This is a genomic window from Pseudoduganella sp. S-14 (assembly GCF_049913285.1).
Classification (GTDB): domain Bacteria; phylum Pseudomonadota; class Gammaproteobacteria; order Burkholderiales; family Burkholderiaceae_D; genus Rugamonas.
The window spans coordinates 2254878-2280000 of record NZ_CP183991.1; the positions used below are offsets into that span (position 1 = coordinate 2254878).

Here is a 25123-nt window from a genome sequence, read left to right on the forward strand (position 1 = left end):
ATGAACAGCCAATACCGCAAGCAACTCCCAGGCACCAAGCTCGATTACTTCGACGCGCGCGAAGCGGTCGATGCGATCAAGCCGGGCGCCTACGCCACGCTGCCGTACACCTCGCGCGTGCTGGCGGAGAACCTGGTGCGCCGCTGCGATCCAGCGATGCTCACCGCGTCACTGTCGCAGCTGATCGAGCGCAAGCGCGACCTGGACTTCCCTTGGTTCCCGGCCCGCGTGGTGTGCCACGACATCCTGGGCCAGACCGCCCTGGTCGACCTGGCCGGCCTGCGTGACGCCATCGCTGAGCAGGGCGGCGATCCTGCCCTGGTCAATCCGGTGGTGCCGACCCAACTGGTGGTCGACCACTCGCTGGCAGTGGAATGCGGCGGGTTCGATCCCGACGCCTTCAACAAGAACCGCGCCATTGAAGACCGCCGCAACGAAGACCGCTTCGACTTCATCAACTGGACCAAGAAGGCGTTCCGCAACGTCGACGTGATCCCGCCGGGTAACGGCATCCTGCACCAGATCAACCTGGAACGCATGTCGCCGGTCATTCAGGTGAGCGATGGCGTGGCCTATCCGGACACCCTGGTCGGCACCGACTCGCACACCCCGATGGTCGATGCGCTGGGCGTGATCGCCATCGGCGTGGGCGGCCTGGAAGCGGAAACCGTGATGCTGGGACGCGCCTCCTGGATGCGCCTGCCGGACATCATCGGCGTTGAGCTGAGCGGCAAGCCGCAGCCCGGCATTACCGCGACCGACATCGTGCTGGCGCTGACCGAGTTCCTGCGCAAGGAAAAAGTGGTCTCGGCCTACCTGGAGTTCTATGGCGCAGGCGCCGCTGCCCTGACCTTGGGCGACCGCGCCACGATCTCGAACATGGCGCCGGAATTCGGCGCCACTGCCGCCATGTTCTCGATCGATGCGCAGACCATCAAATACCTGAAGCTCACCGGCCGCGACGACGACCTGGTTGCCCTGGTTGAAACCTACGCCAAGCACGCCGGCCTGTGGTCGGACGACCTGGCCAAGGTGGAATACGAGCGCGTATTGAAGTTCGACCTGTCGACCGTGGTGCGCAATATCGCCGGCCCGTCCAACCCGCACAAGCGCGTTCCGACCAGCGAACTGGCCGCGCGCGGCATCAGCGGCGTGGTGGAAAACGAGCCGGGCAAGATGCCTGACGGCGCCGTGATCATCGCTGCCATCACCAGCTGCACCAACACCAACAACCCGCGCAATATGATCGCGGCAGGCCTGCTGGCCCGCAACGCGAACAAGGCCGGGCTGCTGCGCAAGCCGTGGGTCAAGTCTTCGCTGGCGCCAGGCTCGAAAGCCGTGACGCTGTACCTGGAGGAAGCGGGCCTGATGCCTGAGCTGGAAAAGCTGGGCTTCGGTGTCGTGGCGTACGCCTGCACGTCCTGCAACGGCATGTCCGGCGCGCTCGACCCTGTGATCCAGAAGGAAGTGGTGGAGCGCGACCTGTACGCCACCGCAGTCCTGTCGGGCAACCGCAACTTCGACGGCCGCATCCACCCGTACGCCAAGCAAGCTTTCCTGGCATCGCCGCCGCTGGTGGTGGCCTATGCCATCGCGGGCACCATCCGCTTCGACATCGAGAAGGATGTGCTGGGCCACGATGCCGCCGGCAAGCCGGTCACCCTGAAGGACCTGTGGCCGAGCGATGAAGAGATCGACGCGATCGTGGCAAGCAGCGTCAAGCCGGAACACTTCCGCAAGGTCTACATCCCGATGTTCGCGCGCAGCGAAGAAGCTGCGGAACGCGCCGAGCCGCTGTACGACTGGCGTCCGCAATCGACTTACATCCGCCGTCCGCCGTACTGGGAAGGCGCACTGGCAGGCGAACGCACGCTGAAGGGCATGCGCGCGCTGGCCGTGCTGGGCGATAACATCACCACCGACCACCTGTCGCCATCGAACGCGATCATGATGGACTCCGCTGCAGGCGAATACCTGCACAAAATGGGCCTGCCGGAAGAGGACTTCAACTCCTACGCCACCCACCGCGGCGACCACCTGACCGCGCAACGCGCTACTTTCGCCAACCCGACGCTGAAAAACGAAATGGTGCGCAATGCCGACGGCAGCATCAAGGCTGGTTCGCTGGCCCGCGTGGAGCCGGAAGGCAAAGTGACCCGCATGTGGGAAGCCATTGAAACTTACATGGACCGCAAGCAGCCGCTGATCGTGATTGCCGGCGCCGATTACGGCCAGGGCTCTTCGCGCGACTGGGCAGCCAAAGGCGTGCGCCTGGCGGGCGTGGAAGCCATCGTTGCCGAAGGCTTCGAGCGCATCCACCGCACCAACCTGGTGGGCATGGGCGTTCTGCCGCTGGAGTTCAAGGCTGGCGTCAACCGCCTGACCCTGGGCATCGACGGCACCGAAACCTTCGACGTGATCGGCGAACGCGCACCGCGCGCCACGCTGATCCTGGTAATCAACCGCAAGAACGGCGAACGCGTGGAAGTGCCGGTGACCTGCCGCCTGGACTCGTCGGAAGACGTATCGATCTATGAGGCAGGCGGCGTGCTGCAGCGCTTCGCGCAAGACTTCCTCGAAACCGCAAAGGCTGCGTAAATGGCACACAAACCGCAAATCAAGGTAGCTGCCACGTATATGCGTGGCGGCACCAGCAAGGGCGTGTTCTTCCGGCTGCAGGACTTGCCGGAAGCGGCCCAGGTGCCAGGCAAGGCGCGCGACGCCTTGCTGCTGCGCGTGATCGGCAGCCCGGACCCGTACGGCAAGCAGATCGACGGCATGGGTGGTGCGACGTCGAGCACCAGCAAGACTGTGATCCTGTCCGCCTCCACCCGCGCCGACCACGACGTGGATTACCTGTTCGGCCAGGTCAGCATCGACAAGGCCTTTGTCGATTGGAGCGGCAACTGCGGCAACCTGTCGGCGGCAGTGGGCGCGTTTGCCATCAGCGGCGGCCTGGTGGCGCCGGCCCGCGTGCCGCGCGACGGCATGGCCGTGGTGCGCATCTGGCAGGCCAATATCGGCAAAACCATCATCGCGCACATTCCGATGACCAACGGCGAAGTGCAGGAAACCGGTGACTTCGAACTGGATGGCGTGACCTTTCCGGCGGCCGAAGTCCAGCTTGAATTCATGGACCCTGCGGCGGAGGAAGAGGGCGCAGGCGGTTCGATGTTCCCGACCGGCCGCCTGGTCGACGACCTGGAAGTTCCGGGCGTCGGCACGCTGAAGGCGACCATGATCAACGCCGGCATTCCGACCATCTTCATCAACGCCGATGCCATCGGCTACACCGGCACCGAGCTGCAGGAAGCGATCAACGGCGATGCCGCTGCCCTGGCAAAGTTCGAGACGATCCGTGCGCACGGCGCAGTGCGCATGGGCCTGATCAAGGACGTGTCCGAGGCGGCCACCCGCCAGCACACGCCAAAGGTCGCCTTTGTCGCCCCGCCCGCCGGCTATGCCGCGTCCAGCGGCAAGCAGGTGCAGGCCGGCGACATCGACCTGCTGGTGCGCGCGCTCTCGATGGGCAAGCTGCACCACGCGATGATGGGTACCGCCGCCGTGGCGATCGGCACGGCGGCTGCGATTCCCGGCACCTTGGTCAACCTGGCCGCCGGCGGCGGTGAACGCGAAGCAGTGCGCTTCGGCCACCCATCCGGCACGCTGCGCGTCGGCGCCCAAGCCACCCTGGAAAACGGCGAGTGGACCGTGAAGAAGGCCATCATGAGCCGCAGCGCGCGGGTCTTGATGGAAGGTTGGGTTCGGGTACCGGCCGAATAAGCCTTGCGCGCCCGGCTGCCGGCCAGGCGCGCAACTTAAAGCTGCCGTGAGAGCGTATCCAGGATGCGGGACACCGCCGCACCGGCGTTGGATCTTGCTTTGGCGATGGCGCTCCGCAGTTGCGTGGCTTGGCCGCTGATGTCCAGGCCGTAGCAGGCCAGGGCATTGATCGAGTCGAGCGCGGCGATCGTCACCTCATCGACTCCCTCTTGCATCAGCCGAAGCAGTAAATCGAAACTCCGAGTCTGATTCGTGACTTCGCTGAGCGTTTCTGCGCATGAGCGCTGCCAGAGCCGGGGGCGTTCTGCCAGCAGGTCTTGCAGCATGATCCACTCTTCGTCGGAAAATGCCTCCAGGAAGGCAATGGCGTCGAGGATACCGACGTCAGCCCAGTAGTCATCGCATTCGCGCACGACCCTCAGCAGGGCATCATAATTTTTCAGCGTGTAGTTCATCCGAACAGACCGAGATCAGACCTTGCACGTCTTCTGCACGCGTGCTGTGGCGAGAGGTCAACTGATCCAGTAATTGCTGCAGCCTTCCTCGCAGGGAAACTGGCAGTTGACCTCCATATCGTCTAGTTGGCTGGCAGCGATTGCCGCGACATCGAGGCAGGACGATGACATAAGCAGCGTCGTCAAAACGCCAATTCCATCGTTGCTCCTGGACTCGTCAACTGCCTCGGCACAGCGCTCCTGAAGGCATGCGGAAAATGACAGGACCCTGGACTGCAGGTCGCTCCAATCATCGGAGGTAAATTCATTCAAGGCTTCGCTAGCGATCTCCAGGTTGTATTCAAACCAGGGAGAGCTTTCATTACCAAGCAGTCTTTCAAATTCACCTGTACTCATCATCCGATATCGTCTTCATCATAGAACTTTCCAGGAGGGCCATATTCCCCGTTCTCTAGTACCGGACACCAGCCAAAGCTTGTGTCGAACATGGCCACGTCGATGATCTTGTAAATGCCCGGCTGCGCAAATTCCAGGGTCACCATGCCAAACGTGTAGTGGGTGTACAGACCGCCAATGCCCGAATTAACCCGCTCGTGAAGCAGCTTCCAATCCCAGCCCTGCACCACACCTGTCGATCCCGGTAATGGATCCAAAAATTCGATCTCGAATTCCTCGGCTACCTTGCAAAGGCAAGGGATGTTCTTTTGCCGGGTCACTTCTTCCGAACTGAGGTTCTTTGGCAAATCAATTTGCAGGTACAAACTCACTACTTCTCCTGGAGCTCTTAGCAGTGCATCGTATCTGCTTAGTGCTGGCCCTCATCTTCCGATATCGTCTTCTTCGTCATCATCAGAGAATTTTCCTGGGGGAGCGTAGTCTCCGTTTTCCAGGATCGGGCACCAACCAAAGATTCTGTTAAAGAACGCCAAATCGACGATCCTGTAAACGTCCGGCTGTACCTGGTCGAGGGTCACGAGACCAAATGCATAGTGCGTATAAAGCCCTCCCGCGCCGGCGACAGCACGTTCCTCGAGCAATCGCCTGTCCCAGCCCTGAACCACGCCGGTCGCCTCTGGCAGCGGGTCCATGAATTCGATCTCGAATTCCTTGGCTACTTTACATAGGCACGGGATATTCTTTTGCCGGATCAGGTCAGCGGTGACCAGGTTCTTGGGCAGAGAAATGTTTAACTGCAGACTCACTTATTTACTCCTCGGTACTATGACTTCCCGCGTATAGTTTTTCTCAAATGTGCTAACCGGGCTGAAATACTGCTTGCCGTGAGGGTCCCGGATCGCAACAACCGGTACGCCGTTCCTCGTCGTCACGCCATCGACAACGATGAAGTGACGGAAGCTGGAACCGCCCGTTCTATCTTCAATGACAGCAACGACAGGTGTTCCATCCTTAGTATAACGTGCCAGGTCATTCACGTTGCGCCCAGTCCTGTAATTGGCGCGAACGCCTTCGGACTTGAACAGGGCAACGACGTCCTGCGGATAAATGCCATCCTTGCCGGGTGGGATGCGTTCAATCAGCGCGCCAATCTCAACGGGTTTTCCCATCGTGTCCAGGACCATGCCGCAGGAATTATGGCCGCAGGTCGGTACCCGCCCCTGGTTGACCACCAAGCGGTCCCCATCGCGCGGCATCGCATCGTCCTTCAGCGGGTTGCGGGCCGGGTTGGTATTAACAGTCGGTTCGCCTGCAGGACTCTTTGGAGACCAGAGCTTGCCGCTTTTGGCACCCAACAAGCCACCCAGCAAACCGCCGCCTAACATCGACCACTTCTGTCCATCGGACCCTTCGCCAAAGACTTTTCCACCCACCCAACTGCCGCCCATGCCACCAAGTATGCCGCCGGCAAGGCCGCCAATAGCTACGAGGGGCGCCGCCAAGACAAATGCAGCGCCTGCCCCCACGACGAACATGGTCACATGTACCCAGGTGGGCACCAGGTCTTCGGCGTGAATTTCGTCGGTCTGCACAGTCTCGCCGCCGATGTTCACGTTGGGAGAACCCTTGGTGATGGTGGCGCTGCAGGTCGTCTTGTCGTCGACACGCGCGGCAGGCCAGCTGTTGATGAACACCTTATTGCTGCCGGTCGCCACCTTTTCAGTGTCCGTATGCTTGTCGCATTTTGCCGTGTCGAGATGGGCACGTATGGCGCGCAGGCTGTTGGTGAAGACATTGGGCGAGCCAGTCGTGGTTATATTTCCCACTTCTTCCTTGGGCGCCCAACTCATGGTGCTCAATACTTCGCCGATGCCGCCGCCGGCGGCGGCAGCGCCGCCAATGATGGCAGCGGCAGCCAGGCCGCCAGTGCCGACGACAGCAACCGCCGTCACGGCGATGGCCGCGGCGGCGATCACGCCGGCCAGCAGCCAACTCATGGTCGGGCTATGGCCGATTGGGTCATTCAGCCTTGCGGCAGCCTGCGCCATGGCTAGCTTGCCTGCTGCTCGAGGAAGCTGCGCACCGCATCGAGGTGCGGAAGGCCCGGGATGTCCATCGGGGGATCGTAGATGGCCGCCAGGTGCAGGTTGTCGAGCAGGGTGGCCGCATCAGGATCGGAGTGGGCGGCGAGCTGGTACGTGCCTGTGTTGCGCAGCCCCGGATCGTAGGAATTGGGCGCCGTGAAATGCGGCTGCAGACGGTTGCCGGCAGCGTCGAAAAAGGCCCAGGTTTCCAGCTCCACTTCGCGCGGATCGGTCCTGCGGCTGGCCTCGCCCTGGTTTGCGAAGACGTGCAGGCTGCGCCGGCGGGCCGAAAGCGCGAAGGTATAGGGCTGCGTGGCCACTACGACTTTGCGTTTTGGGGCTGCCGCGGCCACGCTCAAGGGATTGCGCAGCGTCATGCTGGCGAGGAGGCCGTCGAACGCTGCGTTCCATTCGTCGCTGAAGGCATTCAGGCAGGTGGCGGCGACCATCATGGCTTGCCGCGTGCCGGGTGCTGGCCCTTCGACCAGCACGATGGCCTGGCGCTGGTGCATGAAGTTGCCGTCCTTGCGCCAGCTATAGGCCAGCTCGATCGCCGGCGAGCCACCGACCTGGCATTCCTTCAGGCCCCGCAGCTGGAAGCGGGGCAGGGCGCGGCCCAGTTCCTTTTGCAGGCGGTCGCCGAAGTCGGCCAGGCTCTCTTCCCGCTGAACGTCGGCTTGGGTGATCACTACGCTGAATTCACTGGGCCCGTCGTCGCGTACGACGAACATGTGCATGGACTTGTCCTTGAGCGGTGCCGGAAGCTCGAAGGTGGCGCTGTTGGTGTGATATTGCATGGTTGTCGGCTCCTACTTGTTCAGGTCGATACGGTCGCTACCGACGATGTCGACATACTTGCCCTGGATCGTGATGGTGCCGTCGGCGCGCAGTTCGATCTTGCTGGCGCCGACCTGCAGCGTGATGTCGGTGTTGGCCGTCAGGTGAATGTGCTGGGTGTCGGATTTAATGTCGACAAATTTGCTGGCGCCCACTTCCACGTGCTCGGTTTCGGCTTTTAGCTGGATGTGCTTTTTCGCCGTGGCGGCAATGTGTTCCGTCTCCGCCTTGAGTTCCACGAATTTTTTTGCCGTGGCGCCGATATGCTCCGTCTGCGCCACTACTTCGACATATTTTTTCGCGGTCAGGGCGATGTGTTCGGTCTCCGCCGTCAGAGCGATATGCTGCTTGGCCCGCTGGTCGATATAGGATGTCTCGGAAACGATTTCGATCTGCTGCTTGACCGTGTTGCGCTGGTAGCCCTGGCTCACCGTGTTGGTCTGGTGCGGGCCATTGACGGTCGTCGCGTGCGCATTCTGTACGGTCGTGACCATGTCCTTCTGCGCGTGGATGTTGATCAGCTCCGAGCCCTTGGAGTCGTGGATCACCATTTCGCTGTAGCCGCCACCGCCCGGCGTGGAGCGGCTCTTGAATCCCATCATATGGGCGCCGCCGGGCAGGGCGTAAGGCGCCGGCTGGTCGGCGTTGAACAGGCGGCCGGTACAAACCGGGCGGTCCGGATCGCCTTCCAGGTAGTCGATCAGTACTTCCTGCCCGATGCGCGGGATGGAAACCGTGCCCCAGCCCTTGCCGGCCCACGGCTGCGAAACGCGGATCCAGCAGGAACTGGCTTCGTCGCGGCGGCCGTAGCGGTCCCAGTGGAACTGCACCTTGATGCGGCCATACTGGTCGGTGTGGATTTCCTGCCCCTTGGGGCCGACCACGGTGGCGGTCTGCGGGCCCGGCATGCGCGGCGAACGATGCTCGCGCACCGGGCGATAGGGGATCTTGCGGCGGATCGCCGTGAAGCTGTTGCGGTAGACGTCGCTCTGGTCGCTGCCGAAGAAATTATTGCGGCAGTTGATTTGCACGCCGATGACCAGGAAATCGTTGTCCTTTTCGTCGGTGACGTCGAACCAGTGGTGGCCGTGCAGCTTGAAGCTGTGGCCCGGCGCCAGGCCGCGGCAATCGGATTCGCCGGCAAACAGCTTGGCCTGCCATTCCATGGCTTCCATGCGCAGCTGCGCCTCGCGTTCGCCGCTGTCGCGGTCCTTGTAGGAGAACGCCGGGTTGCCGTCGTAGACCTCGAGCGTCGGCACATCACCCTGTCGCGCGGCGGTCGGCAATTCCACATATTGCACCGTGTTGGGCGACTTGAAGTCGAAGGTATTGAGGGCGACCTTGGTCGGTTGCAGCACGCGCCGTGCGGTGAAGGCCGTGACGGCATCGCGGTCGTGCCAGCGGTTGCCGCCATTGAATTCGATGTCGGCATGTGCCGACTGCGGCGGGCAGAACGAGCTGTCGCGCGAGTCGTCGCTGATCACCATGACGTGGCCCTCTTCGCTGTGCTCGAAGTAGTAGAACAGGCCGTACTTCTCCATCAGGCGGCTGGCGAAATGCTCGTCGGTTTCGTCGTACTGGACGATGTAGTTTTCCGGCAGGTAGGTCCTGGCGGTGCGGAATTCGTAGGCCGCCAGGCTGCCGTAGTCGGAGCTGAAGATCTGCGTCAGCACGTCGACCACGCTGGCGTCCTGGAAGATCCGCGAGTTGGTGCGGCGCTGCAGGAAGGCCAGCCAGGGGACGATTTCGGCGTGGTAGAAGGCGAACCCGCCATCCGATCGGGTGAATCCGAATACATTGACATAGCCGTTGATGAAATGCTCGCTGCCGTCGGCCAGGCGCACGCCGACGCTGACGTTCTTGCCCAGCAGGTCTTGCAGGTCGATGCTGGAGCTCTTGGAGAGCAGGCCTAGCGTGAAGCGGTAAGGCGACGACAGCCTGGCTTCGCCGGTGACTGTCTCGACCAGCAGGGCCTTGTCGCCCTCCAGCGGCGAGTAAAGGCGCAGCAGGCGGCTGCCTTCGTGGAATGCGGCAAAGGGGCCGCTGCCAACTGCCTCCTGCAATGCCGCCAGGTGCGGCTTCATGACGGCCGGCGCATATTCCGGGGCCGGCGACATGAAGTCCTTGATGGCCAGGCCGGCCAGCGGGTGTTCTTCGATTTGCAGCGCCCTGGCAACGGCCGACGTGGCGACGGGCGCGGCTTGTTCGGCAGCGTACGTCCCCGCGGCACCAGGCTCGGGGGCACGGCCTTCGGCAGCGTTGAGCCGGACGGCCTGGGAGCCGGCGGTCAGCGCCTCCTCGGCAAGCGGCGCCTTTTCCGGCGCGAGCATGCTGCCGAGGCTTTGCACGGCCAGGGTGGTCGCGCCTTGCGCCAGCGCACTTGCCGGCGCTGCGGCAGGCGCGTCGCCGCTTGCGTTCGTGCCAAATCCTGTCCCAAGTCCGCCGATCGCCGTTTGCGCCAGTTGCGCAGCGGCGGGTGGGATTTTGTCTTGCGCCGCCATCTCAACTGCAGTGGGTACGATGTTGTCGGCCAGCTTGCCGACCAGCGTCGATGCGCCAGGCGTTTCGCCCAAGGGCGACGACGCCAATGCTGTCTTGCCATCCAATGGTCCAAACGACATTCAGGCAACTCCTATCAATTATCAAGTTGCGACAAGCGCGTCTTCAACGTACTTATCAAATAAGCAAACTTGCGGACGATACCAAATTGCGCCGAATTACTTCGCACGGTTGAAACTGGATGGTGGATTACTGCGTGGCGGCAAAAAGACATGTTTTTGTTGTAACAATGTCAGCAAGTCCGGCCTTTTCTTTGACGAGCCAGTTTTGTACGCTATGATCGGCTGGATACCCCCGGAGTCCAGGCGTACATGAATTCTGTTTCGAGTAATGTTGAAGTTGTGGCCAATGCCTTGCAATTGGTCGGAATGCCAGCCTGCGCCTGCGATGCGGAGGGCCTGGTGTTCGCTTCCAACGCCGAATTCGACGCTTTGCTGCAATCCGATCCGCGCGGCCGCAACGTCGTGGAAATGTTTGCCCGCCATGTCCGCGCCGAAGCGAATGCGCAGTTGAATGCCGCGCTGGTAGTATCTGCGGCATTGCCGAACATGGCGCCGCGCACAGCGCCCAAATGGGACAGTGTGCTCACCAACGCCAGCGGCAATTACGTCGCAGTGCAACTGACCGTGAAGGCGCTGCCGGGCGGGCTGGATGGCGGTGCCACCATCATCTTCAACGATATCAGCAGCGCCCAGCGCGACCAGCGTGCGCTGCGCAAGGCCATGCTGGAGCAGCAGGCCATCCTGGAAAATGCGGCAGTCGGCATCATCCTTGCCAAGAACGGCTATATCGTCGAGTGCAATATGCGCGCTGCCGAAATGTTCGGCTATGCACGCCAGGAACTGGAAGGCGCGCCAAGCGAAATCCTGTACTCGACGCCGGAAGAAGCGCTGCGCATCCGCACCGAGTACTTCCCGATGCTGGCGAAAGGCACGCCGCTGACGCTGGAGCTGCAATTGCGGCGCCGCGACGGCAGCCTGTTCTGGTGCCGTTCCAACGGCCGTGCGCTGGACCCGGCCGATGCCCGCGAAGGCACAGTGTTTATCCTGGAAGACATCAACGAGCAGCGCATGGCGAACGAAGCAATGGGCCGCCTGCTGCGCGAGCAGAAGGCGATCCTGGACAATGCCTCGGTCGGCATCCTGTTCACCAAGAACCAGGAAATCATGACGGTCAACCCGCGCATGGCTGAAATGTTCGGCTATACGCTGGAAGAACTGCGCGGCCGACACGCTTCGCAGCTATTTGAAAACGTGGAGCAGCACACGGCCTTCGGCCTGCAGGCGGGCCCCTTGCTCGCTGCGGGCCAGCTGTTCGAACTGCGCGAATGCCAGCTGGTGCGCAAGGACGGCAGCATCATCTGGTGCCGCGTGCGCGCCCAGGCCGTGGACCAGGAGCACAACGCAGGCGGCACCATCTGGATACTGGAAGACGTGACCGTTTCGCGCCAGACCCAGATGGAAGTCGAGGCCATCATGACCAATGCCTCGATCTCCATTCTGTTTACCAAGAACCGCCTGATCACGCGCTATAACCGCGGCTTTGCCGACATGTTCGGCTACCAGGGCGAGGAAGCGCTTGGCATGCCGGGCCGCGCCATTTATCCGGACGACGAAACCTATCATCGGGTCGGCGCCATTGCCGGCCCTCTGCTTAGCCAGGGCAAGCACTTCCATTGCGAAACGCTGATGCGCCGCAAGGACGGCAGCGACTTCTGGGCGCAACTGATCGGCTATGTCGTGAATCCGGAAGATCCGACCCAGGGCACGATCTGGATCATCGAGGATCGCACCGCGCAAAAGCATGACGAGGAATCGCTGCGCAATGCCTTGCTGGAAAACCAGGCAATCCTGGACAGCGCGGTGATGGGCATTTCCGTCTGCGAGAAGGGCCGCAATCTGCGCTGCAACGCCAAGATGGAAGAGTTGTTCGGCTACGGCCCGGGCGAAATGGCTGGCGTCAGCGTGCAGACCTTCTACCCCGACCTGGCTGCCTGGGACGCGGCGCGCAAGGCGACCGAAAAGGACTTCCTGGCCGGCCATGCCAGCTCCTACGAATACCAGCTTGTGCGCAAGAATGGCAGCAGATTCTGGGCCCGCCTTTCGGGACGTCCCTTCGACATGGCCGATCCCAAGGGCCGCTCGGTATGGCTGATCGACGACGTGACCTCACGCCGCGAAGCCGCCGAAGCAGTGCGCCGTGCGCGCGACGAACTGGAGGTGCGAGTGCTGGAGCGCACCGCCGAACTGGCCGGCGCCAACGCGCAACTGCAGGCTGAAATCGTGGAGCGCCGCCAGGCCGAGGCCCGCGTGCACCATATGGCCTACCACGACAGCCTGACCGGCCTGCCCAACCGCGCACTGCTGGCCGATCGCCTGGATCGCGCCATGCTGGCCGCGCAACGTTCGGGGCGTCGCCTGGCTGTAATGTTCATCGATCTCGACCGCTTCAAAACCATCAACGATTCGCTGGGCCACATGACCGGCGACGCCTTGCTGAAGGAAGTGGCGAGGCGCCTGGTGGGCGCGGTGCGCGCCAGCGATACCGTAGCGCGCCTGGGCGGCGACGAATTCGTGGTGCTGCTGCCCGGCATCCAAAGCACGGACGAATCGAGCCACGTCGCGCAAAAAATAATCGATCTGCTGTCCGAGCCAATTGCGCTGGAAGGGCGCCTGCTGCATATCACGCCGTCGATCGGCATCTGCACTTATCCCGACGACGGCAGCGACGTCGCCACCCTGATGCGCAATGCCGATGCGGCCATGTATCACGCCAAGGCTTCCGGGCGCAACAACTACCAATACTTCAACGAAGAGATGAACACGGCGGCGGCCCTGCATTTCGAAATGGAGAGCGCGCTGCGTTCGGCGCTGCAGCTCGGCCAGTTCGAATTGCACTACCAGCCGATCATGGATATCGCCACACGCCGCCTGGCCACGCTGGAGGTGCTGCTGCGCTGGCGCCGCCCGGCCGGCGGGCTGGTGATGCCAGACCAGTTCATCCCTCTGATCGAGGAAAATGGGTTGATCGTGCCGATCGGCGAATGGGTGTTGCGGCGCGCCTGCGAGCAAAGCATGGAATGGCAGCGCCAGGGCATGGCGCCGGTGCCGATGGCGATCAACCTGTCGGCGCGGCAGTTCATGCACCGTGGCCTGGTCGATTCGATCCGCCGCACGCTGGAAGACACGGGCATCGATCCGGCGCTGATTGAATTCGAAATCACCGAAACAGCGCTGATGCAGCATGGCGAACAGACGCTGGCTATCCTGGGCCAGATCAATGCAATGGGGATCCGGCTGTCGATCGACGACTTTGGCACCGGTTATTCTTCGCTGGCTTACCTGAAGCGCTTCCCGGTGCGCAAGATCAAGATCGACCGCGCCTTCATCAAGGACCTGGAGCAAAGTGCGGAGGACCGCGCCATCGTGGCCGCGATCATCGCGCTGTCCGACAGCCTGCAGCTGTCGGTGGTAGCGGAGGGGGTGGAGACGGAAGGGCAGTTCCAGCTATTGCGCGAGCAAGGCTGTACTTATGCCCAGGGCTACCTGTTCTCGAAACCGGTGCTGGGCGTGCGCGCCCAGCTCATGATGGAACGCCAGGCCGCTTAAGCGCCCAGAGTTGCAATCACCGGCGCGTGGTCGGAGGGTTGCTGCCATTTGCGCGGTGCGCGGTCGATCACGCAGGAAACGCAGCGCTCCTTCAGCGGCGCGGACAGCAGCACGTGGTCGATGCGCAGGCCTTTGTTCTTCTGGAAGCCCAGCATGCGGTAATCCCACCACGAGAAAGCCTTCTCCGGCTGTTCGAACAGGCGGAAGGAATCGTGCAGGCCGAGTTCGAACAAGGCTTGCAGGGCGGCGCGCTCCTTGTCCGAGCAAAAGATGTCGCCTTCCATCGCCGGGTCGTGCGTGTCGCGGATATCGGGCACGATGTTGTAGTCGCCCAGTACGGCCAGGTGCGGGTTGCGCGCCATTTCTTCGCCCAGCCAGTCGCGGAAGCTGGCCAGCCAGCCCAGTTTATAGGTGTACTTGTCCGAATCCAGCGCCTGGCCGTTTGGCACATAGGCACTGACCACGCGAATGCCGTTGATGGTGGCGGCCAGGATGCGCTGCTGTTCGTCCGGGTAGCGCGGATTGTTCTTGACCACGTCTTCCATCGGGTGGCGCGACAGGATGGCGACGCCGTTGTAGGTTTTCTGGCCGCTGAAGGCCACCTGGTAGCCCATCTCCTCGATCTCGCGGACCGGGAACTTGTCGTCGGTAAGCTTGGTTTCCTGGATGCAAAGCACGTCGACCGGATTTTCGCCCAGCCATTTCGTAACGTGCGGCAAGCGAACGTTCAATGAGTTAACATTCCAGGTGGCTAATTTCATGTCAGTCTTTCTAATCAGGTGGGGGCAGATCTTATCAATACTCACTATGCTATGGGAAGCTGTCGTATTTGAGCCAAACAATGATTCTACGGTGACATCAAAATTGTGCTTTCTTGTCGCAAAAAGGTGTCGCCGTAAAAATAATTTCCAATAGTGCTTCATAGTTATCAGATTGGTACTAAAATTACGGTATCAACAACCGTAAATGTCAATATAATTACAAGGTTGGTATCGAAGTTGTTTCCACGAAGCTGGGTGATTTTGCTTATTTACAACGGATTTGAATGTTGTCCTGCGTCAATAAGTGGTAATATAGGGAAACTAATTCCGATTTAACGAGCACTGCAAACTAAAGGAATACACATGCGATCTGCATTCGAAGCATGGGCGCAGAAGGACGGCCAAATCGTCCGTCGGCGCGAAGACAAGCCAGAAGAGTATCTGGTCTATGAGACACAACGTCGTTGGCTGATCTGGCAAGCGGCGTTGGAACATGGCAAATCGCCAAGCGGCCGCAAGTCGGCCCGCGAGGCAAGCACCCGCGCAGCGTCCCAGCGCCCGCAAGCGATTGCTACTGCTGACGCCGAGGTGCGTAACGAAGTCCTGAACGAAGTCCTCGATGCGTTCCAGGGCATCGGCGCCAACAGCATGGACGACATCATGCATGTCATCCAGGGGCTGCGTCAGAAAAGAGGCCAGTCGGCCGACTGAGCCCGACTGCATGCCATCCAGGCTGAGCCGATCTGTGTTCGCTGCGCTGTGCGCAGCGGCGTTGGTCGGCTGCGCCACGTTGTTCGACTCGACCGAGCAGTCGGTGCTGGTGCAAACCGTGCTGGATCACCAGCAGGTGTCGGCCATCGGCTGCGTGCTCTCCAATGACAGGGGGCGCTGGTTCGTTACTTCCCCCGGGCGGGTGACGGTGCACAAGAGCACCCAGCCGCTGGTGGTGGATTGCCGCCGCGAAGACGTCTGGGCTTATGACCAGATCGAAGCGCGCCAGAACGCCTCCAAGTGGGGCAACATCATCTTCACGCTCGGCGCCGGCCAGATAGTCGACAAGCAGACTGGCGCCGGCTTTGACCTGCCTTCCACACTGACTGTCGTCCTGCAGCGCGGGGAGGGCGCCGCCGCGCGCGGTGCGCCGCCGCAGCAGCCGGCGCCGACCTCGTCGATCTATTAAAAGCAAAAAAATGGGGGCGTACCCTTTTTAAAGGGCACGCCCCCATTTTATTTGCCGATTAACCGGCGCGGCCGATCAGGAAGTTGGTCAGCAGCGGCACTGGACGGCCGGTGGCGCCTTTGGCAGCACCCGATTTCCATGCGGTGCCGGCGATGTCGACGTGCGCCCATGGATACTTGCGGGTGAAGTTTTCCAGGAAGGCGGCAGCGGTGCACGATGCGCCGCCTGGGGAGCCGATATTGGCCAGGTCTGCGAAGTTCGACTTCAACTGTTCGTTGTACTGCTCGCCGATCGGCAGGCGCCATGCGGTGTCGCCGGTGGCCTTGCCCGATGCCATCAGGGCGTCGGCCAGCGCATTGCCAGCTTCGTCGTCGCGCGCGAACACGCCGCTATTGTGATGGCCCAGGGCGACGATGCAGGCGCCGGTCAGGGTCGCTACGTCGATCACGGCGGCCGGGTTGAAGCGCTCGGCGTAGGTCAGGGCGTCGCACAGGATCAGGCGGCCTTCGGCGTCGGTGTTCAGGATTTCGATGGTCAGGCCGTTCATCGAGGTGACGATGTCGCCCGGCTTGGTGGCGCGGCCCGACGGCATGTTTTCGCATGCAGCGACGATGCCCACTACGTTGGACTTCAGGCCCATTTCGCCGATGGCGCGGAAGGTGCCCAGCACGGAGCCGGCGCCACACATATCGTATTTCATCTCGTCCATGCCGGGACCGGCCTTGATCGAAATGCCGCCGGTGTCGAAGGTGATGCCCTTGCCCACCAGCACGGTCGGCGCATCCTTGGCCTTGCCGCCCTTGTGTTTCAGGACGATGAACTTGGGCGCCTGCTCGGAGCCATTGGTGACGGACAGGAAGGAGCCCATCTTCAGGGCTTCCATCTGCTTGCGGTCCAGGATTTCGACTTCAAAGCCGAAGTCCTTGCCCAGCTTCTTGGCGACGTTGGCCAGGTAGGTCGGAGTGCAGACGTTGGCGGACAGGTTACCCAGGTCCTTGGTCAGTTCCATGCCGTTGGCGATGGCAACCGCTTGCGACAGCGCCAGCTTGTTGCCGGCGTTGTTCGCCACGGCCAGGGCCACTTTCCCCGGGCCGGCCCAGGCAGGGTCTTTCCTGGATTTCTGCGCGTCGGTACGGTACACGGCGTCGCGCCCGGCCAGCACTGCGCAACGGATCGCCCAGTTGGCGTCGCGGCCTTTCACTTCTTCCAGAGGCAATGCGATAATAGCGTCCGCAGATGCGACGGTGCCCAGCGCCTTGATGGCGGAATTGATCGCGGAGCCGATGGCTTTTTCGGCGACTGCTTCATCGGCGCCCAGGCCTACCAGCAGCACGCGTTCCGCAGCGGCGCCTTTCAGGCCGCGCAGCAGCAAGGTGGTGCCGGCTTTGCCGGTAATGTCGCCGGATTTCAGTGCGGCGGTGATTTCGCCTGCGCTGTCGAGGGCTTTAGCCGCTTTCGAGAGCTTCTTGTTTTCGAAGACGCCGACCACGACGCAGCCGCTTTTGGCGCTGGCGATGGTGTTCTTGGCGTCGAGTGCTTTTATGCTAAAGTCCATTTGGTTTCTCCTTAATTTTGTAGAACGAATTATAAACGTCGAATGATTTTCCATCGCGCCCTCCGCCGTGAGCTGGTCAGCTCTGCCGGGGCTTCCTTTACGGTGCTGTTCTCGATCCTCCTGACGTGGACCCTGATCTCGATCCTCGGCAAAGCCGCAGGCGGCAAGGTTGCGTCCAGCGATGTCATCGCGCTTATTGCGTTCGCAGCCCTGAATTATCTGCCAATTGTCCTGATTTTCACCAGTTTTATTTCCGTGTTGATGGTGATGACCCGCATCTACAAGGATTCGGAGATGGTGGTATGGTTTGCCGCAGGCGTCAGCCTGACGCGCTTCGTCAGGCCGGTGTTCCTGTTTGTCTTGCCGCTGGTCCTGCTGACCGGTGCGCTCAGTTTTTACGCGACGCCGTGGGCGCGCTCGAAAAGCGCCGAGTATATTGAGCGTTTCTCCAAGCGAGAAGACCTGCAGAAGGTTTCTCCCGGCCAGTTCAGGGAATCCTCGTCGGCCAACCGCATCTTCTTCGTGGAAGGCGTTTCGGGCAGCAGCTCGGTGGTGCGCAATGTGTTCGTCAACCAGGTTGATGCCAAGGGTACTTCCGTCGTGGTGGCGAGCGAGGGCGTAATCGAGACGCTGCCCTCCGGAGACCGCCACCTGGTCCTGAAGAACGGCCGCCGCTATCAGGGCAAGCCGGGCGATGCCAATTTCCAGAGCATGGAATTTGAGCGCTACAGCATGCGCGTCTCGCGGCAGTCGTCCGAGGGCGATGGCCAGAAGGAGACCAAAACCCTTCCGACGCTGGAGCTGATTGCCGCCGGCACCAATGCGGCCAAGGGCGAGTTGATGTGGCGCCTGTCGCTGCCGCTGGCCTGCCTGGCGCTGTCGATGCTGGCGATTCCGCTCGGTTTCGTCAATCCACGAGCGGGCAGTTCGGTCAACCTCATTCTCGCAGTGCTGATCTTCTTCACTTATAACAACCTGATCAACGTGTTCGAGTCTGGTATCCGGCGCGGCAACTTCAAATTTGGCATGAGCTGGTGGCCCCTGCACCTGGCGATGGCACTGGCAGTACTGGCTTTGTTTGCCTGGCGCCTGAACGTGAATCACCGCTACCATCCACGGGCGATCTGGGCAACATTCAAGCGAGGCGCACGCAAATGAGCATCCTGCAACGCTATTTCTTCGTCTCGATCCTGCAGGCGGTTGCCTTTGCGCTGGCGGCATTGCTCGGATTGCAGGCATTCTTTGACCTGACCGGCGAGCTGCCAGTCGTCGGCAAGAACGGCTACGGCATGCAGCATGCTGCCTTGTACACGCTGACGATGCTCCCTCAGCACGTGAACGAGGTGCTGCCCGTGGCCGCCCTGATCGGCACCATCTATACCATGGCGCAGTTCGCGTCGACCTCGGAATTCACGATCATGCGCGCCTCGTCGCTGTCCACGGGCAGGGCCGCGGTCATGGTCGGGAAGGTCGGCCTGGTACTGGTCGTTGTTGCCTTCATCTTTGGCGAACTGATTACGCCGCGCCTGGCACCGGTGGCGGAAAAAGTTCGCCTGATGGGCCGTGGCGCTACGGTGTCGTCGGAGTTCCGCTCTGGCATGTGGACCAAGGACATCATCAAGAGCTCAGGCATGACGGGCGATGTGCAGGGGACGCGCTTCTTCAACGTGCGCGAAGTGCGCTCGGATGGACAACTGGTGGGCGTCAAGCTGTACGACTTCGACAACCGTTTCCGCCTGCGCACGCTGACCCTTGCCGAGACGGCCACTTTCAAGGGCAACAATACCTGGCTCCTGAATGGTGTGACGGAAAACATCTTCATCAATCCGGCATTGTTGGCCGACGGCGCGCAAGCCAATCTGGCCAATAACTACGCGCAGGCGACCAGCTCGGTGGAGATCCAGCGGCATGCCAGCAAGGAGCTGATTTCCGAGATCACCCCGAAAATCCTGTCGGTCTCCGCATCCGATCCGGAACATATGTCGGCCAACGAACTGGCGGTTTACACCCGCCACCTGCAGGAAAACAAGCAAGGCACGGAGCGTTTCAAGATCGCCTTCTGGAAAAAGCTGTTCGACCCGCTGGCCATCTTCGTGCTGATGGCGCTGGCACTGCCTTTCGCCTACCTGCATACCCGCTCCGGCGGCGTGAGCCTGAAGATCTTCATCGGCATCATGATCGGCGTCAGCTTCCTGCTGGTGAATACGCTGTTCTCGCATATTGGATTGTTGTCGGCGCTGCCGGCATTCCTGACGGCGCTGATGCCAAGCCTGCTATACCTGTTGCTGGCGCTGGGTGCCCTTTACTGGGTGGAGCGCCATTAGCATGGGCGGCCGCGCGCTGGTGCTGTTTGCCCATGGCGCCCGTTCCGCCAGTTGGGCAGCGCCGTTCGAACAGTTGCGTGACATGGTCGCGGCGCGCGCGCCGGGCATTGATGTTTCGCTGGCTTTCCTGGAATTGATGTCGCCGCGCTTGCCGGAGCAGGTGGCCGCGCTTGCCGCGCAGGGCATCGACGACGTGACGGTGGTTCCTGTATTCCTGGGGCAGGGCGGGCATGTGCTGCGCGACCTGCCGCTGATCCTTGACGAAATGCGCCTGGCGCATCCGGGAGTGACGATACGCGCAGTTGGCGCGGTAGGGGAAGACCCCACGGTGCTGCGCGCGATGACGGACTTCTGCCTCAACTCGGTGACCAATGGCGCCTGACTTGCCGCTGGTTGCGGCAATCCAGTCCCTTTCCATCAAGGGTGATATCGCCGCCAATGTTGCGCGCCATGTGGAACTTGCAAGCCAGGCTGCGGCGCTCGGCGTGCGGCTTGCGCTATTTCCCGAACTTTCCCTGACAGGTTACGAGCCTGAAATTGCGGCAGCAGCGGCGCTGCGTGGCGATGACCCGCGCCTGGTACCGCTGGCCGCGCTGACCCGGCGCAGCGGGATGATCATCGTGGCCGGCGCGCCGTTACGAATCGATGGCTCGCTGTACATCGGCGCCTTGTCCTTCCTGCCCGACGGCCGCGTGGCCGAATATACCAAGCAGCACCTTCACGCTGGCGAGGAGACCGTGTTCGCAGCCGGCAGCGGCGGCGCTTTGCTTGACGTCGATGGCGTCCCGGCCGCCTTGGCTGTCTGCGCCGATTTTACGCATGCCAGTCATGCGCAAGCTGCAGCCAGGGCGGGGGCCATGCTGTATGCCGCCAGCGTCCTGGTCTCTCCAGCCGGCTATGCAAAGGACGGCGCAATCTTGCAAGGGCACGCCTGCCGCCACGCCATGCCTGTGCTGATGGCCAATCATGGCGGTCCTACGGGGGGCTGGCAATCTGCGGGGTGCAGCGCGCTTTGGGACGAAGGCGGGCAGATGGTGGTGCAGGCGGGAGAGGGCGAATGGCTGCTCCTGGCCAGCCGCGTGGCTGGCCGCTGGCAGGGACGGGCCGTGGCGGCGGCCCGGGTGGCTTAAGCGCCCTTGGCGTGGGAGACCATGGCGGCAATGGTGCTGCCAGGATTGTCGAATTCGCGCTGCACTGCGTCGCGCAATGCCTCCGACTTCAGGGAGTCGAGTGCCGCGGCGCTGGCCTTGGCCACTTCCTCATCTTCGCCCAGACGGCGGAACACTTCGACCACCAGGCGCACTTCCTTGGTGTAGTTCAGCACGAACGCCAGCAACTGCGGGGCAGACGAGGTGTTGCCGCGCCTGGCCAGTTCTTCGGCGAAGTCGTTGACGCGCTTGGCCTGGGTGGCGATGCGCGCCACCGGGTCGGGCAGGTAGCGGCGTGCCAACTGGAAATCCTCGGCCGCGACCAGGGCCGGCAGGGCCAGTTCGGCGCAATCCCTGGCCAGTTCGGGCAGTTGGGCGTCGATCTGGGTGAACAGGTCGTGGGTAGCGCGCTCCTCGCCCAGCGCACTATTGATGGCGCTGACGTCGTGGAAGCGGGCCAGCGTGGCGCTGCCGTTCAGGATGCGCTGGGTGTCGCGGTCGCGAATGGCCTGCAGGGCGCGGCGCGCCAGCGGGAATTGTTCGGCGAGGTAGATCCAGTCGCGCAGGGCGAAGGACAGGCGCACGCCGGCCAGGGTTGGATCTTCTTCTAGCGCGTGCTCGTGGAACCACAGGTGGTCGCGCAGGGCGTCTTCGTATTTGCCTGCCAGGCGCGCATTGCGGGCGCGTTCCAGGACTTCGTGGGCTTGGCTCATCTTGTTCCTCTCATTGCAAGAGGACGCCATTTTACCGTTTTTGCTGCGGCCGCGGCGCCATGGCCTTGCCCAGCATGACCAGCACGGGCCCGTGCGCGGCCGGCAGCCCATGCGCCAGCTCGGCCAGGGTAATGCGTTCGACGCGCTGGTCGGGGCGGCTGACATTCTCGATCACGACCACCGGCGTATCCGCCGAGCGGCCCTGCGACAGCAGATTGTTGGCGGTGGCGATCGCCTCGCGCCCGCCCATGTACTGCACCAGCGTGTCGGTGGAAGGGATAGTGAGTTCTTCCGGATGGCCCGGCGCGGTGGAGGAGGTGAAGAAAGCTACGCTGCGCGCCACGCCGCGCTTGGTCAGCGGCTGCTGCGTTGCCGCGGCGGCGGCAACTGCAGTGGTAATGCCGGGAACGACTTCAACTTCAATGCCGTGCTGCTCGAGCGCCGTCAATTCCTCGTCGGCGCGGCCGAACAGCATCGGGTCGCCGCCCTTGAGGCGCACTACCAGGCGGTAGCGCGCTGCGCAGTCGACCAGTTGCTGGTTGATGACGCCCTGGGCGGTGGAGCGTTGGCCGGCCCGCTTGCCGACCGAGATCTTCTCGGCCTGCGGGCACAGTTCCAGCATTTCTTCGGTCACCAGCGCGTCGTACAGCACGACGTCGGCTTGCGCCAGCAGGCGTGCGCCACGCATGGTGATCAGGTCCTGCGCCCCCGGTCCAGCTCCAATCAAATACACTTTCCCGTATGGCATGCGCAGGTTTCCTTTCTTGGCGAAGCTTACTCGCCGAGGCGGATCATGCCTGCGGCGACTGTCTGGTGCGTGACTTCATCGATCAGGATGAAGGCGCCCGTGGCGCGGATATCCGAATAGGCATCGGCCGCCAGCGGTTGCTGCACGGTCAGCGCAATGCGCGCGACATCGTTCAGCTTCAACGCATCCGCATCGTGCCGCTGCTGGGTGTTGATGTCAAGGATCGAATCGATCTTCGTCACTTTGGCGGCGGTCTGCTTGGTGCCGTGCTTGATCCAGTACTTGCGGCGCAGGTCCAGCGGCTCTTCGGACAGCCAGCATACATCGGCGCTCACCTGTTTGAGCAGAGTAGCCGGCTGGGTGCTGGAGGCCAGCAGGTCGCCGCGCGATACGTCGACGTATTCTTCCAGCACGATGGTGACCGATTGGCCAGCGCTGGCGCTTTGCAGGGAGCCGTCGAAGGTGACGATTTCCTTGACCGTGGCGCTTTGGCCGGACGGCTGCACCACCAGCTTGTCGCCGACTGCCACGTTGCCCGCTTCGATACGGCCCATGTAGCCGCGGAAGTCGTTGGCTTCATGGCCGTTGTGGCGCGCCACCAGTTGCACCGGGAAGCGGAATGCGGAGTTGTGCGACTCATCGTACATCGACAGGTCTTCCAGCAGTTCGATCAGGGTAGGGCCCTGGTACCACGGCATGCGCTCGCTGGCGTCGACCACGTTGTCGCCGGCCAGTGCCGACAGCGGAATGGTCTTCACATCCTTGATGCCCAGCGTTGCAGCGAACTCGCGATAAGCCTTGACAATGCGCTCGTATACGTCCTGGTCGTAGTTCACCAGGTCCATCTTGTTCACGGCCACCACCACGTGTTCGATCTGCAGCAGGTGGGCGATGGTGGAGTGGCGCTTGGTCTGGATCAGCAGGTCCACGCCGCCGTCTTCGCGCAGCTTCACTTTCGACACGTCGACCAGGATGATCACGGCGTCGGCAGTGGAGGCGCCGGTCACCATATTGCGGGTGTACTGCTCGTGGCCCGGGGTGTCGGCGATGATGAACTTGCGTTTCGGGGTAGCGAAGTAGCGGTAGGCAACGTCGATGGTGATGCCCTGTTCGCGCTCGGCTTCCAGGCCGTCGGTCAGCAGGGACAGGTCGATGGTGTCGCCCACGGTGCGCTTATGCTTGGCGCGCGACACGGCTGCCAGCTGGTCGGCGAAGATGCCCTTGCTGTCGAACAGCAGGCGCCCGATCAGGGTGCTCTTGCCGTCGTCGACGGAGCCGGCGGTGATGAAGCGCAGCAGGTTACGTTCGTTCAGGTTGTCGTTCAGTGCGTTCATCAGAAATATCCTTGCTTCTTGCGTTTTTCCATGGAGGCTTCGGAGGTCTGGTCATCCATCCGGGTGGCGCCGCGCTCGGTGACCTGGGTCACTGCGGTTTCGGCGATGATCGCGTCCACGTCGGCAGCGTCCGAAGACACGGGGCAGGTGCAGGAGATATCGCCCACGGTGCGAAAGCGCACCACCTGGGTTTCGATGGTCTCGCCTTCACGGGCCGGGGTCAGGTCGGTCAGCGGCACCAGCAGGCCGTTGCGCGGAATCACTTGGCGCTCGTGCGCGAAATAGATCGATGGCAACGCCAGTTTTTCGCGTGCGATGTACTGCCACACATCCAGCTCGGTCCAGTTCGAGATCGGGAACACGCGCATGTTTTCGCCCGGGTGGACGCGGGTGTTATACAGGTCCCACAGTTCCGGGCGCTGGGCTTTCGGGTCCCATTGGCCGAATTCGTCGCGGAAGGAGAAGATGCGCTCCTTGGCGCGGGCCTTTTCTTCGTCGCGGCGGGCGCCGCCGATGCAGGCGTCGAAGCCGTGTTCGGCGATGGTTTCCAGCAGCGTTACCGCTTGCGCCGCATTGCGCGAATCGGTGGCTGGATTGCGCAGGCGCACGGTGCCCTTCCTGATCGAGTCCTCGACCGAGCCGACGATCAGGCGCTCGCCCAGTTCAGCCACGCGGCGGTCGCGGAATTCGATCACTTCCGGGAAGTTATGGCCGGTGTCGATGTGCACCAGCGGGAACGGGAATTTCCCTGGGCGGAAAGCCTTTTCCGCAAGGCGCAGCAGGACCACGGAATCCTTGCCGCCGCTGAACAGCAAGGCAGGGTTCGAGCACTCGGCGGCGACCTCGCGCAGGATGTGGATGGCTTCCGACTCCAGCGCATCGAGATGGCGCGAATTGACGTGTTGTTCTACCAGTGCGTTCATTTAGCCTACTTTCTTAATTCGAATCAGTTTGCCGTCTACCAGGTGCAAGCCGCATTCCTTCGAGTCCGGGTTTTCCCACCACCAGCGGCCGGCGCGTACATCTTCGCCTGGCTCGATGGCGCGGGTGCAGGGTTCGCAGCCGATCGACGGGTAACCCTGGTCGTGTAGAGGGTTGTAGGGTACGTCGTTGGCGCGGATGTAGTCCCACACTTCCTGTTCCGACCAGTCGGCCAGGGGATTGAATTTTTCCATGCTGTGCGAACCATCATACTCCTGCACCGACAGGTCGGAGCGGGTTGCAGATTGGGCGCGACGCTGGCCGGTGACCCAGGACTTCTTGCCGCTCAGGGCACGGCCCAGCGGTTCGACCTTGCGGATCTGGCAGCATTCCTTGCGCAGTTCAACGCTGTCGTAGAAGGCATTCAGGCCCTTCTTTTCCACATAGGCGTCGACGTCGGCCTGCACGGGACGGTACAGCGCGATTTCGTAGCCGTAGCGCTCCTGCACGCGTTCGACCATGCCCAGGGTTTCCTTGTGCAGGCGGCCGGTTTCCAGCGAGAAGATGCCGATCGGCAGGCCGGCCTTCAGGATCAGGTCCGTCAGGACCATGTCCTCGGCGGCCAGGCTGGAGGCGAAAACGGCAGGCGAGAACTCTTCTGCAACGCGTTCGAGCGTGGCTAGCGTATCCCGCACGCGGGTGGCGAGCTCGCTCATG

The 25123-nt window shown here is 62.2% G+C and carries 23 protein-coding genes; 9 read left to right on the forward strand and 14 right to left on the reverse strand.

What is annotated here, in order from left to right:
* Both acnD and prpF read left to right on the forward strand, forming a co-directional pair.
* Complete coding sequence (gene acnD / locus ACN9MZ_RS10320) at positions 1 to 2598, forward strand: Fe/S-dependent 2-methylisocitrate dehydratase AcnD (protein ID WP_426342052.1); 2598 nt, start codon at positions 1 to 3, stop codon at positions 2596 to 2598.
* Positions 2599 to 3783, forward strand: a complete 1185-nt coding sequence (prpF, locus tag ACN9MZ_RS10325) for a 2-methylaconitate cis-trans isomerase PrpF (protein ID WP_426342053.1) — start codon at positions 2599 to 2601, stop codon at positions 3781 to 3783.
* A 35-nt stretch (positions 3784 to 3818) separates the two neighbouring features.
* Here prpF and ACN9MZ_RS10330 read toward each other — a convergent pair whose 3' ends face one another.
* Genes ACN9MZ_RS10330 through tssI form a run of 7 tightly spaced genes read right to left on the reverse strand, consistent with a single transcriptional unit; the run spans position 3819 to position 10176 of the window.
* Positions 3819 to 4238 carry a hypothetical protein gene (locus tag ACN9MZ_RS10330; RefSeq protein WP_426342054.1) on the reverse strand — a complete coding sequence of 140 codons (420 nt, stop codon included), beginning with the start codon at positions 4236 to 4238 and terminating at the stop codon, positions 3819 to 3821.
* A 57-nt stretch (positions 4239 to 4295) separates the two neighbouring features.
* Positions 4296 to 4637 carry a hypothetical protein gene (locus ACN9MZ_RS10335; protein ID WP_426342055.1) on the reverse strand — a complete coding sequence of 114 codons (342 nt, stop codon included), beginning with the start codon at positions 4635 to 4637 and terminating at the stop codon, positions 4296 to 4298.
* Entirely contained in the window at positions 4634 to 5005 is a 372-nt protein-coding gene (locus ACN9MZ_RS10340; RefSeq protein ID WP_426342056.1) for a hypothetical protein, read from the reverse strand. Before ACN9MZ_RS10340 ends, ACN9MZ_RS10335 begins: the two co-directional genes overlap by 4 nt.
* A gap of 51 nt (positions 5006 to 5056) precedes the next feature.
* Complete coding sequence (locus ACN9MZ_RS10345; RefSeq protein WP_426342057.1) at positions 5057 to 5440, reverse strand: hypothetical protein; 384 nt, start codon at positions 5438 to 5440, stop codon at positions 5057 to 5059.
* Positions 5441 to 6682, reverse strand: coding sequence for a PAAR domain-containing protein (locus tag ACN9MZ_RS10350; RefSeq protein WP_426342058.1), 1242 nt, complete (start codon positions 6680 to 6682; stop codon positions 5441 to 5443).
* 2 nt (positions 6683 to 6684) lie between these two features.
* Complete coding sequence (locus ACN9MZ_RS10355) at positions 6685 to 7515, reverse strand: DcrB-related protein (RefSeq protein ID WP_426342059.1); 831 nt, start codon at positions 7513 to 7515, stop codon at positions 6685 to 6687.
* A gap of 12 nt (positions 7516 to 7527) precedes the next feature.
* Positions 7528 to 10176 (reverse strand): type VI secretion system tip protein TssI/VgrG, encoded by a 2649-nt coding sequence (gene tssI / locus ACN9MZ_RS10360; protein WP_426342060.1) that lies wholly within the window; start codon positions 10174 to 10176, stop codon positions 7528 to 7530.
* A gap of 249 nt (positions 10177 to 10425) precedes the next feature.
* On the opposite strand from tssI, the gene ACN9MZ_RS10365 reads away from it, so the two are divergent.
* Positions 10426 to 13722, forward strand: a complete 3297-nt coding sequence (locus ACN9MZ_RS10365; RefSeq protein ID WP_426342061.1) for a sensor domain-containing protein — start codon at positions 10426 to 10428, stop codon at positions 13720 to 13722.
* Here the strand turns inward: ACN9MZ_RS10365 and xth are convergent.
* Entirely contained in the window at positions 13719 to 14483 is a 765-nt protein-coding gene (gene xth, locus ACN9MZ_RS10370; protein ID WP_426342062.1) for an exodeoxyribonuclease III, read from the reverse strand. The two genes, ACN9MZ_RS10365 and xth, sit on opposite strands and share 4 nt — an antisense overlap.
* A gap of 363 nt (positions 14484 to 14846) precedes the next feature.
* Here xth and ACN9MZ_RS10375 point away from each other — a divergent pair, with 363 nt between their 5' ends.
* Positions 14847 to 15194: a hypothetical protein gene (locus tag ACN9MZ_RS10375; RefSeq protein WP_426342063.1), complete on the forward strand. Its 348-nt coding sequence runs from the start codon at positions 14847 to 14849 to the stop codon at positions 15192 to 15194.
* 10 nt (positions 15195 to 15204) lie between these two features.
* On the forward strand, positions 15205 to 15663 hold the full coding sequence (locus ACN9MZ_RS10380) for a hypothetical protein (protein ID WP_426342064.1): 459 nt from the start codon (positions 15205 to 15207) through the stop codon (positions 15661 to 15663).
* A gap of 58 nt (positions 15664 to 15721) precedes the next feature.
* Here the strand turns inward: ACN9MZ_RS10380 and ACN9MZ_RS10385 are convergent, their stop codons facing one another.
* Complete coding sequence (locus ACN9MZ_RS10385; RefSeq protein WP_426342065.1) at positions 15722 to 17218, reverse strand: leucyl aminopeptidase; 1497 nt, start codon at positions 17216 to 17218, stop codon at positions 15722 to 15724.
* A gap of 42 nt (positions 17219 to 17260) precedes the next feature.
* On the opposite strand from ACN9MZ_RS10385, the gene lptF reads away from it, so the two are divergent.
* Genes lptF through ACN9MZ_RS10405 form a run of 4 tightly spaced genes read left to right on the forward strand, consistent with a single transcriptional unit; the run spans position 17261 to position 20672 of the window.
* Positions 17261 to 18376 (forward strand): LPS export ABC transporter permease LptF, encoded by a 1116-nt coding sequence (gene lptF / locus ACN9MZ_RS10390; protein ID WP_426342066.1) that lies wholly within the window; start codon positions 17261 to 17263, stop codon positions 18374 to 18376.
* Positions 18373 to 19542 carry an LPS export ABC transporter permease LptG gene (lptG, locus tag ACN9MZ_RS10395; protein WP_426342067.1) on the forward strand — a complete coding sequence of 390 codons (1170 nt, stop codon included), beginning with the start codon at positions 18373 to 18375 and terminating at the stop codon, positions 19540 to 19542. The genes lptF and lptG overlap by 4 nt, the downstream gene beginning before the upstream one ends.
* 1 nt (position 19543) lies before the next feature.
* Entirely contained in the window at positions 19544 to 19924 is a 381-nt protein-coding gene (locus tag ACN9MZ_RS10400; protein WP_426342068.1) for a sirohydrochlorin chelatase, read from the forward strand.
* Positions 19914 to 20672 carry a carbon-nitrogen hydrolase family protein gene (locus ACN9MZ_RS10405; RefSeq protein WP_426342069.1) on the forward strand — a complete coding sequence of 253 codons (759 nt, stop codon included), beginning with the start codon at positions 19914 to 19916 and terminating at the stop codon, positions 20670 to 20672. The genes ACN9MZ_RS10400 and ACN9MZ_RS10405 overlap by 11 nt, the downstream gene beginning before the upstream one ends.
* Here ACN9MZ_RS10405 and ACN9MZ_RS10410 read toward each other — a convergent pair.
* Genes ACN9MZ_RS10410 through ACN9MZ_RS10430 form a run of 5 tightly spaced genes read right to left on the reverse strand, consistent with a single transcriptional unit; the run spans position 20669 to position 25122 of the window.
* Entirely contained in the window at positions 20669 to 21403 is a 735-nt protein-coding gene (locus ACN9MZ_RS10410; protein ID WP_426342070.1) for a hypothetical protein, read from the reverse strand. The genes ACN9MZ_RS10405 and ACN9MZ_RS10410 overlap by 4 nt on opposite strands.
* 31 nt (positions 21404 to 21434) lie before the next feature.
* The gene (gene cobA, locus ACN9MZ_RS10415) at positions 21435 to 22151 is read right to left on the reverse strand and encodes a uroporphyrinogen-III C-methyltransferase (protein WP_426342071.1); all 717 of its coding nucleotides are present in this window, start codon (positions 22149 to 22151) and stop codon (positions 21435 to 21437) included.
* A 26-nt stretch (positions 22152 to 22177) separates the two neighbouring features.
* Complete coding sequence (locus tag ACN9MZ_RS10420) at positions 22178 to 23485, reverse strand: sulfate adenylyltransferase subunit 1 (RefSeq protein WP_426342072.1); 1308 nt, start codon at positions 23483 to 23485, stop codon at positions 22178 to 22180.
* On the reverse strand, positions 23485 to 24408 hold the full coding sequence (gene cysD / locus ACN9MZ_RS10425) for a sulfate adenylyltransferase subunit CysD (protein ID WP_426342073.1): 924 nt from the start codon (positions 24406 to 24408) through the stop codon (positions 23485 to 23487). Before cysD ends, ACN9MZ_RS10420 begins: the two co-directional genes overlap by 1 nt.
* Positions 24409 to 25122 carry a phosphoadenylyl-sulfate reductase gene (locus tag ACN9MZ_RS10430; RefSeq protein WP_426342074.1) on the reverse strand — a complete coding sequence of 238 codons (714 nt, stop codon included), beginning with the start codon at positions 25120 to 25122 and terminating at the stop codon, positions 24409 to 24411. It lies immediately after the preceding gene.
* Position 25123 lies beyond the last annotated feature (1 nt).